At 36.0% G+C, this 17766-nt stretch carries 17 protein-coding genes; 2 read left to right on the top strand and 15 right to left on the bottom strand.

Annotated elements, in window-relative coordinates; genetic code table 11:
- Both IKV95_RS02035 and IKV95_RS02040 read right to left on the bottom strand, forming a co-directional pair.
- Positions 1–1032, bottom strand: a 1032-nt coding sequence (locus IKV95_RS02035; RefSeq protein ID WP_287451364.1) for a YhgE/Pip domain-containing protein, incomplete at its 3' end; no start/stop codon positions are given.
- A gap of 5 nt (positions 1033–1037) precedes the next feature.
- Entirely contained in the window at positions 1038–1538 is a 501-nt protein-coding gene (locus IKV95_RS02040; RefSeq protein WP_287451365.1) for an RrF2 family transcriptional regulator, read from the bottom strand.
- A 305-nt stretch (positions 1539–1843) separates the two neighbouring features.
- Between IKV95_RS02040 and IKV95_RS02045 the strand changes: the two genes are divergently transcribed.
- Positions 1844–2149: a hypothetical protein gene (locus tag IKV95_RS02045; protein ID WP_029092652.1), complete on the top strand. Its 306-nt coding sequence runs from the start codon at positions 1844–1846 to the stop codon at positions 2147–2149.
- Between the two features lie 63 nt (positions 2150–2212).
- Here the strand turns inward: IKV95_RS02045 and IKV95_RS02050 are convergent, their stop codons facing one another.
- The 6 genes from IKV95_RS02050 to IKV95_RS02075 form a co-directional block, all read right to left on the bottom strand.
- Positions 2213–2593 (bottom strand): iron chaperone, encoded by a 381-nt coding sequence (locus tag IKV95_RS02050; RefSeq protein ID WP_287451366.1) that lies wholly within the window; start codon positions 2591–2593, stop codon positions 2213–2215.
- 51 nt (positions 2594–2644) lie between these two features.
- Positions 2645–4018 (bottom strand): 23S rRNA (uracil(1939)-C(5))-methyltransferase RlmD, encoded by a 1374-nt coding sequence (gene rlmD, locus IKV95_RS02055; RefSeq protein WP_069133272.1) that lies wholly within the window; start codon positions 4016–4018, stop codon positions 2645–2647.
- A gap of 82 nt (positions 4019–4100) precedes the next feature.
- On the bottom strand, positions 4101–5099 hold the full coding sequence (ccpA, locus tag IKV95_RS02060; RefSeq protein WP_029092649.1) for a catabolite control protein A: 999 nt from the start codon (positions 5097–5099) through the stop codon (positions 4101–4103).
- 290 nt (positions 5100–5389) lie between these two features.
- Entirely contained in the window at positions 5390–6460 is a 1071-nt protein-coding gene (locus IKV95_RS02065; RefSeq protein WP_029092648.1) for a bifunctional 3-deoxy-7-phosphoheptulonate synthase/chorismate mutase, read from the bottom strand.
- 314 nt (positions 6461–6774) lie between these two features.
- Positions 6775–7365: a YtxH domain-containing protein gene (locus tag IKV95_RS02070; protein WP_287451367.1), complete on the bottom strand. Its 591-nt coding sequence runs from the start codon at positions 7363–7365 to the stop codon at positions 6775–6777.
- Between the two features lie 26 nt (positions 7366–7391).
- Entirely contained in the window at positions 7392–7820 is a 429-nt protein-coding gene (locus IKV95_RS02075) for a DUF948 domain-containing protein (protein ID WP_029092646.1), read from the bottom strand.
- Positions 7821–8073: 253 nt separating this feature from the next.
- Between IKV95_RS02075 and IKV95_RS02080 the strand changes: the two genes are divergently transcribed.
- Positions 8074–9189, top strand: a complete 1116-nt coding sequence (locus IKV95_RS02080) for an aminopeptidase (protein WP_029092645.1) — start codon at positions 8074–8076, stop codon at positions 9187–9189.
- Positions 9190–9232: 43 nt separating this feature from the next.
- On the opposite strand, the gene srtB is transcribed toward IKV95_RS02080, so the two are convergent.
- From srtB to IKV95_RS02115, 7 genes are all read right to left on the bottom strand, one after another.
- A complete protein-coding gene (srtB, locus tag IKV95_RS02085) occupies positions 9233–9961 on the bottom strand; it encodes a class B sortase (protein ID WP_287451368.1) in 729 nt (242 codons plus the stop codon).
- A 13-nt stretch (positions 9962–9974) separates the two neighbouring features.
- Entirely contained in the window at positions 9975–10955 is a 981-nt protein-coding gene (locus tag IKV95_RS02090; RefSeq protein WP_029092643.1) for a FecCD family ABC transporter permease, read from the bottom strand.
- Positions 10945–11865, bottom strand: a complete 921-nt coding sequence (isdE, locus tag IKV95_RS02095) for a heme ABC transporter substrate-binding protein IsdE (RefSeq protein ID WP_413522036.1) — start codon at positions 11863–11865, stop codon at positions 10945–10947. Before isdE ends, IKV95_RS02090 begins: the two co-directional genes overlap by 11 nt.
- Before the next feature lie 58 nt (positions 11866–11923).
- Entirely contained in the window at positions 11924–15070 is a 3147-nt protein-coding gene (locus tag IKV95_RS02100) for an NEAT domain-containing protein (RefSeq protein WP_287451370.1), read from the bottom strand.
- Between the two features lie 15 nt (positions 15071–15085).
- A complete protein-coding gene (gene isdC / locus IKV95_RS02105; RefSeq protein WP_029091264.1) occupies positions 15086–15733 on the bottom strand; it encodes a heme uptake protein IsdC in 648 nt (215 codons plus the stop codon).
- A gap of 345 nt (positions 15734–16078) precedes the next feature.
- Positions 16079–17386 carry a UDP-N-acetylmuramate--L-alanine ligase gene (murC, locus tag IKV95_RS02110; RefSeq protein WP_029091262.1) on the bottom strand — a complete coding sequence of 436 codons (1308 nt, stop codon included), beginning with the start codon at positions 17384–17386 and terminating at the stop codon, positions 16079–16081.
- Between the two features lie 38 nt (positions 17387–17424).
- Positions 17425–17766: hypothetical protein (locus IKV95_RS02115; RefSeq protein ID WP_287451371.1), on the bottom strand; the 342-nt coding region annotated here is incomplete at its 5' end.

Here is a 17766-nt window from a genome sequence, read left to right on the forward strand (position 1 = left end):
AGCTGTTAAACTTTTTTGTCCTTCAGCTAACTGGTTAATACCATCTACAAGTTCTGGTGTTTTACCAGCAAGCTGTCCTAAGCCATCACTTAATTGTTTATTACCATCAGCTACAGCACCTACACCATTTTGCAATGCTGAACTACCTGTTTGTAATTGTGATAAACCATTTGCTAAACTGCTCGCACCATTGTTCAATGCGCCTGAGTTTGCAGTTAATTGATCAGCACCTGCTACCAATTTATTAGAACCGCTAGCTAGTTGATCCACACCGTTTGTATATGTACCAATACCTGTATTTAATTTTGTTGCACCGGTATTTAATTGCGAAACACCTGATTGTAAGGCATCCACACCCACTACTAATTTTTTACTTCCTGATTGGAAAGTAAGTGTGCTGTCTGCCATTTTTTCAAGGTTTGTTGCAATTTTTTTATTACCGTCTTTTACTGTGTTTGTTCCTTTGGCTAATTTATCAGAAGCCTTTGATGCTTCTCCGAATCCATCACCCATTTTTTCGATAACAGTAAAAATAGTTTTACTATATTGTTCTGTTACTGATTCTGAAATTGTTTGGTTAACTGCTGTAGCACCTTGTGTCCCCAGCAAATCACCTGTCATAATTTTACCCGGGTTTGTTGTGTAGTTTAATTGCATCTCTTTGGGCTTTTTATCTAACACTGTTGAAGCGTTTTTCGAGAAATCTTTTGGAATGGTGATAATCATGTAATAATCACCAGTTCGTAACTCTTTATTTGCCTCTTCTTTGTTGGACACAAACTGCCAGTCAAAAGAATCGTTCTTTTTCAAGTTACTAACTAATTGATCCCCAACATCCAATTTTTTGCCTTCCATTTCGACAGGCTTATCTTCATTGATGACTGCAATTTTTAAATTCTCTGTTTTACCATATGGATCCCAAATTGATCCTAAGAACGTCCCTGCATACATAATCGGTATGAATAGTAAGACGATAACAGAAATGAGTAACACACGGTTACCTAAAAGTTCTTTCCATTGTTTTTTCCACATATAACTCATACCTCCCTTAAATTATCTTTGATACTCTTTTCAACATCTGTCCAGTCAACAACTGGCACTTCAGAGACGCCAAGAATATTCTTTAAAAACGGACCTGCTATGATACCCTTTAAAAACTTTTCAATGCCTCTATCCATTAAAGAAAAAACTTCTTCAAGTTCTTGCAAACCATTTTTAGCCTGCATCGCACCATTAAATGCATCTAACAACATATTATCTTCATCACTGAATGTTTGAACTGGCCCACAAACAGCATGGTAAATATCATACAGTGTCATTTCATTAATTGATTTCACAATCATATAACCTCCGTTGTTACCTGAAACTGATTTTATCAGTCCTGCAACAACCAATTTACGCATAATCTTTTTCAAATACGCTTGTGACATCTGTAATCGTTCACTAATATCTTGTGATTTAAGCGATTTCTCTGGTATCTGCGTCGCTAACAAAAACATGATGCATATTGCCTGCTTCATACTTTTGGAAAATTTCATTGGCCTACTTCCTTTCCGATAGAGATATTGATTGTCCTTTAGGGTCTTTTGATGTCCCTAATACAATATAATACCATTTTCTTAAAAAAGCAACATAAAATGCTCAATTTTTTTATTTTTTTTTTCAAAATAACCTTTTTTTATTTATTAAGGCTTTTTGTCTGATAATTCCCGTCAATTTATGAAATTAAACAAAGAAGTAATATAGTGTGTCTTCCAACTCCTACGAGTGCTATAATTAAAGAACAAGAAAAACATTGTGTCGTATTTTTACACATGCACCACAACTAAAAAGGAGCTTAACCATGACAAAACAAGAGTTAACAGATTACTTAGAGAAGAACCTCTCGAATCACACTGTCTTTCTATCTAATGCACTGGATTATCAGCAAGAAAAAAATAAACGTCGTCCGAATAAAAAACGTTGGACTGAAGAAAAAATGGAACGTGCTGCCTATAAAATGTGGTTAGACTTTTCTGGCAACGTTCATGAAAAAATTAAAGTTGAAATCAAGAAAGACCCTTCTGTATCAGAATGGTCTGAGTTTATTGATAAAAACGAAATGTTAGATTCACTCAATGATGCCATTGTAGAAATTGAATTCGTATAGCTAACTACTATCAAATAAAAACACCCGCTAGACTCATTTTCTAATTGAGACTAACGGGTATTTTTATTTTTTGTTTTTTTGTTTTTTCTCGTTGTCCTGCGCTTTTGTTTGTAAAATTTGTGTTAATTCAACCATTGGTATTTCTTGATCAAATTTAATTTGAAGACCTCGCTCAAGCACATTATATCCGCGCTCTGTGAGTTTCTCCCTAATAACACTATCAATCTCACTCCCTACTACTCCAAAACGAATATGCTGTTTATAAGCAGCAAACCCAGCCAACATACCATGATGTTTATAAAACGGTGCATTCCAGCTAATTGTTTCCTCTGCTTCTGGTACCGCTTCTTTAATAAGCGCTCGTATTGCTTCTAAGAGTGGGCGCGCAATTTCTGCTTGATTAGATATGTATTCCGCCACATCTTTAGGTTTTTCAGTGTGCATAATCAGCATCTCCCTCAGCGTTTTATTTAACTCTTAACAATAGTCTTGCTACTAATCAACTAACGTAAAAGCCGTGACTACCTCCACGTGAGTTGTCTGTGGAAACATGTCAACAGGTTGCACATCTTCTAATTTATAACCACCATCTACTAACACGCGAGCATCTCGCGCTAAGGTTGCAGGGTTACATGATACATATACAATTCGACGTGGTTTCATTTTCAATAATGTATTTAATAACTTCTCGTCGCACCCTTTACGCGGTGGATCAACACAAATAACATCTGCTGTGATTCCTTGTTTATACCAATTAGGGATAACAACTTCAGCTGGTCCTGCTTCAAAGGTCGTATTTTCCAAGCCATTAATAATCGCATTTTCTTTCGCATCTTCAATTGCCTCAGGTACTATTTCAACGCCATACACATGTTTGGCATCCTTAGCAAGACACAATGAAATAGAGCCAATCCCACAATAAGCGTCAATTACGTTTTCATTTCCAGTTAACGCAGCACTCTTCAATGCTTCTGCATAAAGAATTTCCGTTTGTTCTGGATTGATTTGATAAAATGAGCGTGGTGAAATTTTAAACTTAACATCATGAATCGTATCTTCAATCGTTTCTTGACCATACAAATGAATCGTTTGCTCTCCAAAAATAACGTTTGTCTTTTTATTATTAACATTCTGATAGACGCTCACAATTTCTGGCACTGCGGCAATGATTTCTTCAACAATCACTCGGCGACTTGGCATATCTGGTGTACGAGTAATCAACACAACCATCAATTCATTAGTACTACGACCATAACGTAGCATTACATGACGTAATACGCCTTTGTGTGTTCGTTCATTATAAGGAAAGACCTCATGTTTAGCTAAAATCGCATTGATTGCTTGCATCGCTCGGTCATTGTGCGTATTTTGTATCAGACACGTATCTGTCGCAATCAAATCATGGCTTCGCTCACGATAAAAACCTAGTTGATTCATGCCATTAACAGTCCCATAAGGTAACTGTGATTTATTTCGATACGCCCATGGATTATCCATCCCTTTTGTTTCAAGGACATTCGCATCTGTAAAATGGCCTAATCGACGAAAAACATCTATTACATGTTGTTGCTTAAAATTCTTTTGCCCTTGGTAAGATAAATGTTGCAGCTGACAACCACCACATTGCGAATAAACAGCACAAGGCGGTGTGACACGATCGATACTTGGCGTTACAATTTCTTGTAAACGACCAAAACCATAATTTTTTAATGTCTTCGTTACTTTTACATTGACGGTTTCACCTGGCAAGGCATTTTTAACGAATAAAGGATAACCATTAACCTTACATACGCCTACACCTTCGTGTGATAAGCTTTCTACGGTTAGTTCAATTTCTTCATTTTTATTAACGGGTGGTGCTTGGTACATAAAATTTCTCTCCTTCATCACAAGCGCCTTAAAAGACAAAGGGCCACTAAGTCAAAGGTTGACCCAATCGCCCTGTGTGCTTTTATTTCGTTGTGCCTCGTTTTTGAATACTGTATGGCAAAGTCACATGTGGTGACGTAATCTCTTCTTTGTTAAGCAATTTAGTTAATAAACGCATTGCTACAGCACCGATATCATACAACGGTTGAACAACTGTTGTCAATTGTGGGCGTGCCATTAAAGTAATTTTAGTATTGTTTGATGCCACTACTTCAAGCTCATCTGGTACTTTAACGCCAGCGTCTTGGGCTGCATTCAAAGCACCTATCGCAATTTCATCATCCGATGCAAAAATAGCTGTTGCCTCAACTTTATTTTCAGTTAAACGTGACCAGCCAATTGTACCTTGATGGTAATTATTACCTTCTAATTCAACGATTAACGCTGAGTTTAATTCAATCTTAGCTTCAGATAATGCCATCAAGTAACCTTCATACTTCGCGCGCGTATTTGTATTTTCGATACCATCGCTCAAGAAAGCTATCTTAGTATGACCTTTACCAATCAGTTCCGTTACAACCGCATAGGTTGATTGTTTATAATCAATATTAACGTTAGGAAGTTTCTCAGTTGCGTCTAACACGCCCGCGAGTACAACAGGTGTATTCGCTCGTTTAAGTTCGTCTTGTAGCTTATCTGTAATTTTATTACCCATATAAACAATACCATCTACTTGTTTACCTAGAAGTGTGTTCAGTACGACTAATTCTTTCTCTTCATTATTATCAGAATTACTCAAAATGATGTTATATTTATACATTGTTGCAATATCTTCAATACCTCGCGCAAGTTCTGCATAAAAAACGTTTGAAATATCAGGAATAATTACCCCTACTGTTGTTGTTTTTTTACTTGCTAAACCTCTTGCTACAGCATTTGGACGATAACCTAAGCGTTCGATAACGTCTAAAACTTTTTTTCTTGTTACAGGTTTAACATTTGGATTGCCATTGACGACACGTGAGACCGTAGCCATTGATACATTAGCTTCACGGGCGACATCGTAAATTGTAATTGTCATGTAAATTCTCCTTTATTATGTTTATATTTTTTAGCTTTTATAGTTTATATTCACTTAATGTATGAAATGTAAACGTAACCAATATACATTTATAATACTCCTGTTTGACGTCTTTTGCAAATGTTTTCATGATTTTTTTATTTTTTTTGAAAACGAATGAAAAAAACAAAAATAAAAACCACGGAAATCCCGTGGTTTTTAATAATTATAATTTCTTTGGCGCTGAATATTTGATTTTATTGTCCTCCAATTCCTTAGAGAAACAACAAGGTGTTTTCACCTTTTACATATTACTTAGCTGCGAATGCTTTTAATTCATCCCAGAAAGCGTCAAATTCTTCAAAATCCATTTGTTGTGCTGAATCTGAAAGTGCAACTGCTGGATCAGGATGTACTTCTGCCATTACGCCATCTGCACCTACTGCAAGAGCAGCTTTTGCACATGGTAACATGATATCTTTACGACCTGTAGAATGAGTCACATCTACCATTACTGGTAAGTGTGTTTCTTGTTTTAAGATTGGAACTGCTGATAAATCAAGCGTATTACGTGTCGCTTTTTCGTAAGTACGGATACCGCGCTCACATAAAATAACGTTTGGATTACCTTGTGCCAAGATGTATTCTGCTGCATGAATAAACTCATCAATTGTTGCTGCAAGTCCACGTTTTAATAAAACTGGTTTATTAGTTTTACCTACCGCTTTTAACAACTCAAAGTTTTGCATGTTACGTGCACCAATTTGAATAACATCAATGTGCTCGCATGCGACTTCAACATCTAGTGGTGAAACGATTTCACTAATAACACCAAGTCCAGATCCTTTACGTACTTTATCAAGAATTTCTAAGCCTTCAACGCCCAATCCTTGGAAGTCATATGGTGACGTACGTGGTTTAAAAGCACCACCTCGCATCAAGTTAAGACCCTTACTTTTAATTTTATCAGCAACTGAAGAAGTTTGTTCAAATGATTCTACCGCACATGGTCCAAAGACAAATGCTGGTTTACCATTTCCAACTTCAACACCATTTATAGTAACAACAGTATTTTCTGGTTGACGTTTACGTGATACTAGTAATTCTTTTTTCTTACTTTGTTCTTGCTTCTCAAGTCCAACTTTAAAAATTTCTTTAAAAGTGTATTCCAGTTCTTGATCTGTTAAGGGACCTTCATTAACGGCAATCAATTTATTTAACATGTCACGTTCACGAACAGGATCGTAACGGTGAACACCTTGTTTGCTTTTAACATCTCCAATTTCAGCGATATACGATTGACGTTTGTTCACTGCATCAAGAATTTCTTTATTGACTAGGTCAATTTTAGCTCTTAGTTCATCTAACGGTTGATTATTCATTATAAAATCCCTCTCATCTCAAATTGTTTTTACACTTTCAAGCGTTAAAGTGTAGGTGTATTTTTATAATAACATACCTCTTGAACTCTTTCAACTTTGAAACATAAATTTCTTTAATTTTAACACAGTTTCGATTGATATTATCTAACAATTCGAAAAGTTAAATCAATTGACGCTTAATTAGTGTCCTGTCTGTGAATGTCTCTCTGAAATCTTCCTATTAAAAAAATTAGACCACACACTTCCGCTAAACTTTCGGAAATATGCAGCCTAATTAGTTTAAGTGTTATACCGTATGTATCTCGTTATAATACTTATTTTTTAATTTCTTTTTCAACATTTTTAGCTGCTTTTTTAGCTGCTTTTTTAACGTCTTTTGCTTCAGAATGAGCGACATCTTTCACATCTTCCGCTTTATCTTTCACGTCTTCTGCTTTGTCTTTTGCTTCATCTACTTTATCAGATACCTTATCAGCTAAATCTTTGGCTTTATCTTTTGCTTCATCTACTTTATCGGCTACAACTTCTTGAGTGTCCTCTACTTTACCAGAAACCTCTTCTATTGCATCTTCAGTATCAGCTTTAATTTTAATACCATATTTTTTAGCTGCTCCAGAAACTTCGCTTGCTTTTGATTTTACAGTATCTGTAAAACGAGCTGTCTGCTCTTTTAATGAATCTGTTTGAATTTTAGCATAATCACTTAATTCTGCACCTTTTTCTAAAGCTGCATCTTTTACATCATATGCTTTCTCTTTAGCAGATTGCACTTGACCATTAATATCTGAACGTAATTCACGGCCTGATTTCGGAGCAAGTAACAATGCTACAACTGATCCAACTGCCGCACCAATTAGTCCCCCTAAAACAAAATTTTGAGTTGATGTACATTTTTTCTCTGTCATGTTAAATTCCTCCTAATAGTAATGTTTTATTTAACTTCTTTGTTAGCTTTGCGTTTCTTCAAGATATCACGCACAACCATAAATGCATTGCTGTACGATACCGTATTACTCACTTTTTCTTCCGTCATCTTTACGCTATTTGATACCGTTGAAGACATATTACGGATTGACGTGTTCAAATCTTGCACAGAAACACCAATATCACCCATTGCATCGAAGATTGGATCTAGTCTTGCAACTTTACCATTAACATCCTCAACTAAAGTGTTGGTTTTGTTTAAGATTAACTGTGTCTCAGTTGTGATACCTGTAACTTGTGTATCAAGTGTCCCCATTGTTTTTGTAACAGCATCCATTGTTTTCGACATCGCTACAAATGCACGGGCTAAAAAGATAGCACCGATGAGTAAAGCGATTGCGGCAATAAATGCAGCCCAATATAATATTGCAATCATTTCTACACCTTCCTCTTATTACTTATTTTGCTACTTTCGAAAGGAATAACGTTCCCTTTCTCTTATTCTAGCAATAAACGGGCGTAATTCATAATCATTTACTTGTTTTTTTTTAGAGCGTTTCTTTTTTTTCAATTCTATTGGAATTTTTTGGCTTTATTTTTTTAATAAAGTCCGATTTAACAGCCTTTTGTTGAGTAATCACAGCGTTTAAGGTAAAATGTAAGAGATTACAATTTAAGGGGGATATATAATGAGAGACCAACGTTTAGATACACTTGCTCACAATTTAATTAACTATTCAATCGATTTGAAACCTGGTGAAAAGGTTCTGATTGAAAACTTTGGTATTCAACGTGAATTCGTAAAAGCACTTGTTAAAGAAGCTTATGCCGCTGGCGGTCAACCTTTCGTTTCTTTAAAAGATAACCAAATAGAGCGTGAATTATTACTTGGCGCAACTTTACCGCAATTTAAATTACAAGCTGATTTTGAAACGGCAGTAATGAAAGAAATGGATGCCTATATCGGATTACGTGCCTTTGACAATATCAACGCTAAAGCGGATGTACCAGCTGATAAAAATGGCATTTACAGCCAAACAGTGCAATACATGCACTCTAACGTGCGTGTAAAACAAACAAAATGGGTTGTTTTACGTTATCCGAATCAAGCAATGGCTCAGTTAGCGGGACGTAGTTTAGAAGGATTTGAAGATTTTTACTTCGATGTTTGTAATTTAGACTATAGTAAAATGGATGAAGCAATGAAACCTTTACAAAGTTTAATGGAACGAACTGATCGCGTTCGCTTAGTTGGACCTGGCACTGATTTGAGCTTCTCTATCAAAGATATTCCAGCTATTCGATGTTCTGGACAAAACAACATTCCTGATGGCGAAGTATATACTGCTCCTGTTAAAGACTCAGTTAATGGTGTTCTTACTCACAACACACCGTCACCCTATAATGGTACAACTTTTGAAAACATTAAATTAACGTTCAAAGATGGAAAGATTGTAGATGCGACATGTTCAAATGAACCTGAAAAATTGAATGCGATACTCGATACTGATGAAGGCGCACGTTATATCGGTGAGTTTGCTATTGGTGTTAATCCTTACATCGCAGAACCTATGCAAGATATCTTATTTGATGAAAAAATTCGTGGCAGCTTCCACTTTACTCCGGGACAATGCTACGATGAAGCATACAATGGCAATACATCAGGCATTCATTGGGATATGGTAAATATCCAACGTGCTGATTATGGTGGTGGCCAAATTTTCTTCGACGATGTTCTTATTCGTGATAACGGATTGTTTGTTTTGCCAGAACTTGAGGCATTAAATCCTGACAACTTAAAATAAGCATAAAAAAGGTAGGAAACCTCTGGTTTCCTACCTTTTTATTTTAATCACTTTTAACAATTTTACCTTGCACCACATACCGCCCTTTTTCATAATCAAAACCAGTATCACACGTTGATAAAGTAATGATATGGTCTTCATCAGAAACCTTCACATCGGTTTTATAAACAGACATTTTTTGAACTTCACTCAGATATCGCGCAAAAGAAGCTGTTTCATTAAAATTAGTCTCAATATAATAAAAATCAGTCGTCGTTTCATAGACAGCAAATACCTCAACCTTATAGTTTTCTGTTTCTGTATTATATTCAAACGTGGGATGTGATTTAAAAAAATCTTTATCCATGTATTTTTGAATATCAGCAAACATTGAACCGTCTTTCATATTATGCCCATAAATAATCGTATTCTTTTCATCTTGGTTAGTATTACGAAAATCTTTAAAAACGCTACCTGCGCGAGCTGACTCGGCTTGATAATTATGCTTCAAGTAATAATCGTTATTATCCGTTTGTAAAACAGGATAGTTAATTGTTGAATCCGCAATTGTTAACCAACCAATAATATCCGGATTAATCGTTTGTAACTTTTTAAAAGCAGGGAATTTTTGTTCCTCCCCCTTAGGCGTTGTTTGTATCTCTTCTTTATATAACATTTGTACTTCTGTTAAAACTGTTTGATTATGTTTATTTTCACGATATGTTTTTATTATTTGGTAACTCGAAAAAACAAGCACAGCAAGCATAATAAGATTGAGTATCTTTCGTTTCATCTGCTTCCCCCTCTTAACGAATTACTTTATTACGCCACATCAATAGGATTAAGAATGGTCCACCAATGATCAACATGATAATTGCCGCTGGAATTTCAACTTGCTCAAACATAATCCGTCCCAACGTATCTGCAATAATTAATAACAAACCACCTAACAGCATTGAAAAAGGCAGTAATATACGATGATCTGCTGTTTTTAATAAGGATCTCGCCATGTGTGGTACTAATAATCCTACAAAAGCAATGACGCCTACCACTGCAGTTGCAATGGCTGCCAACAAAACGGCAACAGCAGCAATCATAATTCTGATACGGGCTATCGGTGCTCCTAATCCAACCAAAACATCATCTGTTAAAGCCAATAAGTTACAGCGCTTTGCAAGGAAAAATGATAACAGCAATCCTAAACCACCGTAACCCACTAACATTGATACATCTGACCATTTCTTCATACCAAAGCCAATAGCACTCCCAGATGCCTGACTACTGACTTGTGCACCAATTCCAGATACTAGATCACCTAATCCAGTGAAAACAGCGTTAACGGCCACTCCAATGATAATCAAATAGAGTGGGTTAAGCCCTGAACGAATACTAAATAGGAAGACTAACACGCAAGCGATACTCCCTCCTATAAAAGCGGCAACCGGTGACCAATTGTACATTTGAGGTGAAAAAGTGAGTAAACTCAACACAAACAACTGCGCTCCCGCTGAAATACCAATAACACCTGCATCTGCAAGCGGATTTTTTAAAACAGCTTGTAATAATAACCCTGAAACAGAGAGTGCCGCACCTGCAAATAACGCTAATATAATGCGTGGTAAACGTAAATCACGAATAATCGCAACATTTTCATTTCCCGAACTGAACAATTGTGTTGCTATTTCCCAAAAAGTGATAGAAATACTGCCGGATAGTAATGACCACAGTATTGCAAGAATCAAAACAGTAGTTACAATAACATACAGCCAAATCACTCTATTTTTCATAGAGGTACTCTACTGTTTTGTCTAATGCATCTGGTGCATTCAAAGAAGCTGTCATACCGAATAAATTTTCATCTAAATCATAAACTCGACCATTTTTGACAGCGTTAAAGTGCTTCCAAATATCATTATCTTTAAATTCTTTATCAAACATCTCAACGACCTCTTTCGGCATTCCATGTGATGCTCTCAAAATAATATCAGGGTTACTTTTTTGTAAAAATTCAGTGTTAGATGCTAAATATTCTTGGGGTTGGTCTTGAATAATGTTCTTTCCCCCCGCAATTTTCACCAAGTCGCCAATATAGGCATGCTCAGTGACAACTAAATAACTGCCTGGAATTCCCATTAAGATGAGCACTGTTGGCTGTTTTTTTCCAGCAACTTCTGCTTTTATATTAGATACGTGTTGTGATAATGTTTCATTCAATACTTTTGCTTCCTTTTCACGCTCTAATGTTTTCCCTAACTTTGTTATTTCATCCTCCATTGAAGATATACTGCGAAAATCAAGAAATTCTGCTTTTAATTGGGCTTGTTCAAAACCATCTTTCAGATCAGCCTCTAACGTTTTAGTAGCTAACACAACATCTGGCTTTAATGAACGAATAATCTCCAAATCTGGGCTCATTGGAGAGCCTGTTTTTTGTACCTTTGCATAACGCTCTGGTAATTTTTTAGAAGACGTCGGGATGCCCACTAAATCAACATCTAATTTTGCCATTATTTCAGTTGTCGCAACTGTAGTTGTGACAACACGTTTTTCTTGTTCCATTTTTTTTGTGCTTGTTTCATCTGCTGCTGATTTTGGACTACCGCAACCCGCTAATAAAAGTAAGGCGGCGCTTAGTACAATTATTTTTTTAAATTTCACTATGAAGTCACCTCTCTCATAAAATAAAGACCTTAGCATTAATGCTAAGGCCTGTCTTAAAAAGTTTTTGTAATTAACTAAACAGTATTAGCAGTGTTTATCGATTTCTCACTTGGAATCTTCTGATAAAGTACCCACTAGCTAGTATAACAAATAATCCGTAAATGAACATACTTGCTTTATCGCCAGTCTTCACATTTTGTTGTTTAGTTGCTGCCGTTTGTTTAATGGGTGCTTGTTCTGCTTTTGCAAAAGTTGGTTTTAGCAAAGCTGCACCTGCATTATTATTTGGTTGTGCCAAAGTTGACACAGTGTTCGCTGTCCCATTTGGTCCAGTACCTGATGTATTGTTCGCATTAGTTACAGCTGCCAATTGAACAACTTTTTTCCCGGTAGTATCTGTTAATGTTTTTGGATCAAGTTTCACAGTAACATTGTAGTAATTGTCATAATCTAAACCTGGAACATCATCAATTTTGACATGTGTACGTGCTTCTGTTGCTGCTGCTCCATTTGGAATCTTATATTTTACGACACGCGTATCTTTTTTCGTATCTTTTGATACTACTTGAGCCGCAATAAATTTACCATTTTGTTTTGTTTCAAACGTTTTTATCCAATGGCTATTAGTCAGTGTCAAGTAAAGATAAGCTTGTCCTTGTTCAACTTTGATAATAGCTGGTTTTTGCGTGTAGCTATCCATCATTGAAACAGCGTTTGAATTTTCTTTTAGAATAGTGAAATTTGTTGAGTAACTTTTACCCTCTTGTAATTTGTTAGGGTTAACCACTGCTGTTTTTACTGGTTGAGATGGTTTTACTGGCGTTACAGGCTTACTTGGTTTTACTGGCGTTGTTGGTTTTACTGGTGGTTGAGGTTTCACTGGCAACACTGGTTTGGTTGTTGTGACATCTTTAATTGATTTACCATCCAACTTAACCGTTATTTTATAAACATTGTCGTATTTTAATCCTGGTACATCTGTAATTTTAACGTGAGTGCGCGCTTCTGTTGAGGCAGCAGCATTTTTCACAGGATATTTCACGACACGTGTGTCTTTTTTAGCATCTTTGCTTACAACTTGTGCTGCAACAAATTTACCATTTTGTTTCGTTTCAAATGTTTTGATCCAGTGACTATTTTTTAATGTAACGTAAGCATAGGCTTGATTTTTTTCAACTTTGATAACGGCTGGTTTTTGTGTATAACCATCCATCATTGATAATTCTGTTGATTTTTCTTTCAAAACTTTAAAGTTCACCGTATACTGATGATTGTTTTTTAACTTTAATGGATCAACAGGTGCTGGCTTGTTAGGTTTTGTTGGTTTACTTGGTTCTGTTGGCTTGCTTGGTTCTGTTGGTTTACCAGGTTCTGTTGGTTTGCCAGGTTCTGTTGGTTTGCCAGGTTCTGTTGGTTTACCAGGTTCTGTTGGAGTTGTTTCTTTGATTGATTTGGCATCTAATTTTACATTAACGCCATAAATTTCATCATACTTCAATCCAGGAACGTCGGTAATTTTAACGTGTGTGCGTACTTTTGTCGACACAGTTGCATCTTTTATAGGGTATTTTACAACACGTGTATCCTTTGTTTTATTGTTTTCAACTACTTCAGCAGCAATGTATTTTCCATTCTGTTCTGTTTCAAACGTTTGAATCCAATGACTGTTTTTTAGTGTAACATAGGCAAATGGCTGTTTTTTCTCAACTTTTATTACAGCTGGTTTCGCCATGTATTCATCCATCATTGAAACTTCTTTACTGTTTTCTTTTGTGACTTCAAAATCAATTGTATAAGTTGAGCCATCTTTTAATTTCAAAGGATCAATCGTTGATGGTTTTTCTGGCTCTGTTGGTGTCTCAGCTTGAGGAAACTCAAGTGGTGAAACAATCATCGCATTTTTTGGATCAAACGCTAAACGAAAATCTGCTTTACCTTCATATATTGCGCGTGCATTGCCCATATCTACGGCATATGTCACATGTGAAAAAAGATCTGCTTTTTCATCATCGATTTCAAATGAAACCGTGCGCGTATTATTTTTGCTATCTGTTGATAATACTTTAACATCTTTAAGTGCACCGGCAACCATTGTTTGGAAGCTTGTGACTGTCTTAGAATCTGTAATAGTCATAGCAACTGTGCGTTTACCATTTTCAACTTTGATATAAGCTGGATTTGTAAAGTAACCTTGCATGCTGCTTGCTTTATCTTCAGTGGCATGTTTTGCAGCGAATGGGATTTTATACGTACCATCTGCTAATGCTGCTGGTTTTTCAGGTTCTGTGGGCGTTGCCACTGGGAACTCTGAATCTGCTACTTTTGTTGCTTGTGTTGTATCAAATGCTAGACGGAAATCTGCGCTGCCTTTATGAACACCACCGTTAAATGGGGCTTCATAGTTCACGTGTGCCAATAAATCTGCATTTTCATCCGGTACATTAAATTGAACCGTACGTGTTTTATCTTTAGTTGACAACGTTGTTGTTTCTTTAAATGCGCCATCCACGGTTGTTTGGAATTCTTTCACCGTATCTGTGTCATTAATTGTCATCGCTGCCGTACGTTTGCCATCTTTTACTTGGATGTAAACGGGATTATCAAAATATTTTTGCATGCTGCTTGCTTTGTCTTCAGTGGCATGTTTTGCAGCGAATGGGATTTTATACGTACCATCTGCTAATGCTGCTGGTTTTTCTTCTGGTTCAGAAATAACTTGTACCGATGCTGGATCAATGACAAGATCAATTTGATACCAGTTGTCGTAAGTAAATCCAGGAATTGTATCCACAACGATATGCATATACGAATAAACGATTTTATTCAAATCTTCTACTTTAATTTTGATTACTTGCGTTTGAGTGCTATCATCTTTTGAAACGATTTGAACATCGTTATATTTTCCAGCGTAATCCTCTTTTGGATTTGGCGTTTCTGGACGGTTACCCGTTTCACTAACTGCCATTGCTTTCCACCAAGAACTATTTTTTACGTTTAAATATAAATAGGGTTGATTATTCTCAACCTTAATTGTTGCTTCATTATTAATATAATCATCTGCTACCGACTTTTCTTTTGTTGTCGAGCCAGTTTTATCTTTAAAGAAATTAACATTAACTTTATATTCGCCACCATCTTTTAACACTGTTGAATCAGCGCTTGCTACATAAGATGGGAAAAAGCTTACTACTAACATAGCAATGAGGACAAATACACTAAATTTATTAATCACCGTTTTCATCAATATTATCTCCCCCTATTTTGTTGCTGTTTTTTTTCTAACTACCACTAAACCGATTAATGCTAAAAGTCCCAATCCACCATAAAGCATCATTGAAGAATTATCCCCAGATTTTGGATTTGCCACTTTTTCAGTCGAAGTTGTTGCACTGCTACCACTTGTATCAGTCCCTTTTGCAACTACTGCATCTGTGTTTTTTGAATCACTCGTACCACTGGCTTTTTCAGTGTTTTTTGGCAATACAAATTTCAAAACAATTTTGTACTCATGGTGATAATTCAAATCATTATCATCAATATCAACTTTTATTTTTGCAGGAATTTGTTCTTCTAAAGTCCCTATATTAAAACGAACTTTACGTGTATCTGCCCCTTTATCGGAACTAATGACTTGTTCGCTAGCTGAGTTTAACCATAAGCCTGTAATCCATTTACTGTGATTCACTTGAATATCCACAGTTGTTTCACCACCTGAAACTGTTACAGTTGCTGGCTTATCAAAATAATCATTCGCCATTGAAACCGAGTCACTACCTCCTTGTAATACTGTATAATCAACTGAATAAGTACCATCCGCAACTGCTGCATGCGTTGTTTGCGGTAATATAAACAGTGAAAGTGTCAATGTAGTAATCATTACGACTGTCGCTAATAATTTTTTCATTGTATTCCTCCTATATAAGTCGTGATACAGAACTTTTACGTCCTATAAAACGCTCCCAATGTATTTAATTCCTATACTTCATCAATTGTAAGTGATAATGATTATCATTGTCAATAAGTTTTCAGATAACTTTCATAGTTTGTGACAAAAAAAGACACATTTCACTTATATCTGTGTCAAAAAAGATAAAACCGCTTGCCACTGACTTTTTTTCGCCTTTATATTGTTCTTTTCCATAATAAAAAAGCCACATTTTAATTACTGTGGCTTTTACTCTTAGAAAATTTAGGTATACCTCAATCAGAATCATAGAAATAAATAGGATACTCACTATCTAGCTTTATTTTAGCTCTGAATTGTCATTGTTAACTCATAAGCTTTTTGGAATTTCTGGATATCTCCTGCACCCATAAATAACAATACTCCTGTTTTGAATTGCTTCAATACTTCTGTATGTTGTTCTTGAATAACATGGCTTCCTTCAATTAAATCCGCTAAGTCTTGAATGGTTAAGTTTCCGGTTTGTTCACGTGCAGAACCAAAAATATCACATAGATACGTCTCATCAGCTTTGCTTAGGGATTCAGCAAAGGCGTTTAAAAACGTATTTGTACGACTAAAAGTATGCGGTTGGAAGATCGCCACTACTTCTCTATCTGGATATTTTTGACGAGCTGCGTTAATAGTTGCTTCAATTTCTGCTGGATGATGAGCGTAATCATCAATCAGTACTTGATCGCCAATTACTTTTTCGCTAAAACGACGTTTTACACCTTCGTATGTGCGTAGTCTCGATTGAACCGCTTCAATTGATAAGCCCTCAAGATGCGTAAATACGATAACAGCAAGTGCATTACGAACATTGTGTTCGCCGAAAGTTGGTACGTTAAACGAGCCGTATAACTTACCATCAACTGTAACATCAAAACTACAACCCGCAGTATGACGATTAATATTAACTGCACGATAGTTATTATTTTCACCAATACCAAAATAAACTACCGGTGTTGTATAATTCAATGCACGCACTTTATCATCATCACCATTTGCAATTACCATTTTACTTGTCTGTTCAACCATTGATTGAAAGGCATCAATCACATCACCTTCAGTTTTAAAATAATCAGGGTGATCCCAATCAATATTATTAATAACTGTGAAATTTGGTTTATACGCGAGGAAATGACGTTGATACTCACATGCTTCTAACGCAAAATAATCCGAATTTTTAACTCCATGACCAGTCCCATCACCAATTAGATAAGAAACTGAGGTAACACCTTCTAATACATGTGATAATAATCCCGTTGTTGATGTTTTACCATGTGAACCTGTCACAGCAATACTGGCATAACCTTTAATTAAAGATCCTAAAAATTCATTATAAGGAATAACTTTTGCTCCGATTGCTTTTGCTGCAATAACCTCTTCATGCGAATCTGGGAATGCTGCCCCTTGAATGACAGTCATTTCTGCTGAAATATTTTCTTTTGAAAAAGGTAACATCTTTATATTCGCACGTTCAAGTGCATTTTGCGTAAAGAAAAATTTATCGATATCCGAACCTTGGACAGTTTCGCCTTCATCATGTAAAATCTGTGCTAACGCGCTCATACCTGTGCCTTTAATCCCTATAAAATGATATGTACTCATTATAAAAGCCTCCATTATTACTAATTTAGTTTCATTGGTTATTTTCGTTTTCTCATTATTTCTTCAACAGAACGTAAACGAGCGTTCAACTCTTGTTGTGCTGTTCCTGCATTCAGTCGCTTCGAACGAATTTTACGTGTCATTTCAACAGCAGCTACACGAGCAATTTGTTGAATTTCAGCATCAGTAAAATGATCCCCACTGGGTTTAATTGATTTCGGTAATTTAACTTTGCCATCCGCAGTAATCGTTAAAACATCCGGCTGATCTTCAGAACGAACTTCAACTGCTTCAACTGCTTCAACTGCTTCAACTGCTTCAACTGCTTCAACTGCTTCAACTGCTTCAACTGCTTCAACTGCTTCAACTGCTTCAACTGC

Source organism: Brochothrix sp., assembly GCF_017549435.1.
Taxonomy (GTDB): domain Bacteria; phylum Bacillota; class Bacilli; order Lactobacillales; family Listeriaceae; genus Brochothrix; species Brochothrix thermosphacta.

Excerpts from the sequence above, each read along its gene's own strand:
- srtB (WP_287451368.1), bottom strand. The coding sequence starts at position 9,961 with ATGAAACGAAAGATACTCAATCTTATTATGCTTGCTGTGCTTGTTTTT.
- isdE (WP_413522036.1), bottom strand. The coding sequence starts at position 11,865 with ATGCTAAGGTCTTTATTTTATGAGAGAGGTGACTTCATAGTGAAATTT.
- IKV95_RS02040 (WP_287451365.1), bottom strand. The coding sequence starts at position 1,538 with ATGAAATTTTCCAAAAGTATGAAGCAGGCAATATGCATCATGTTTTTG.
- IKV95_RS02075 (WP_029092646.1), bottom strand. The coding sequence starts at position 7,820 with ATGATTGCAATATTATATTGGGCTGCATTTATTGCCGCAATCGCTTTA.
- murC (WP_029091262.1), bottom strand. The coding sequence starts at position 17,386 with ATGAGTACATATCATTTTATAGGGATTAAAGGCACAGGTATGAGCGCG.
- IKV95_RS02065 (WP_029092648.1), bottom strand. The coding sequence starts at position 6,460 with ATGAATAATCAACCGTTAGATGAACTAAGAGCTAAAATTGACCTAGTC.
- IKV95_RS02045 (WP_029092652.1), top strand. The coding sequence starts at position 1,844 with ATGACAAAACAAGAGTTAACAGATTACTTAGAGAAGAACCTCTCGAAT.
- IKV95_RS02090 (WP_029092643.1), bottom strand. The coding sequence starts at position 10,955 with ATGAAAAATAGAGTGATTTGGCTGTATGTTATTGTAACTACTGTTTTG.
- IKV95_RS02100 (WP_287451370.1), bottom strand. The coding sequence starts at position 15,070 with ATGAAAACGGTGATTAATAAATTTAGTGTATTTGTCCTCATTGCTATG.
- IKV95_RS02080 (WP_029092645.1), top strand. The coding sequence starts at position 8,074 with ATGAGAGACCAACGTTTAGATACACTTGCTCACAATTTAATTAACTAT.
- rlmD (WP_069133272.1), bottom strand. The coding sequence starts at position 4,018 with ATGTACCAAGCACCACCCGTTAATAAAAATGAAGAAATTGAACTAACC.
- IKV95_RS02070 (WP_287451367.1), bottom strand. The coding sequence starts at position 7,365 with ATGACAGAGAAAAAATGTACATCAACTCAAAATTTTGTTTTAGGGGGA.
- IKV95_RS02050 (WP_287451366.1), bottom strand. The coding sequence starts at position 2,593 with ATGCACACTGAAAAACCTAAAGATGTGGCGGAATACATATCTAATCAA.
- isdC (WP_029091264.1), bottom strand. The coding sequence starts at position 15,733 with ATGAAAAAATTATTAGCGACAGTCGTAATGATTACTACATTGACACTT.
- ccpA (WP_029092649.1), bottom strand. The coding sequence starts at position 5,099 with ATGACAATTACAATTTACGATGTCGCCCGTGAAGCTAATGTATCAATG.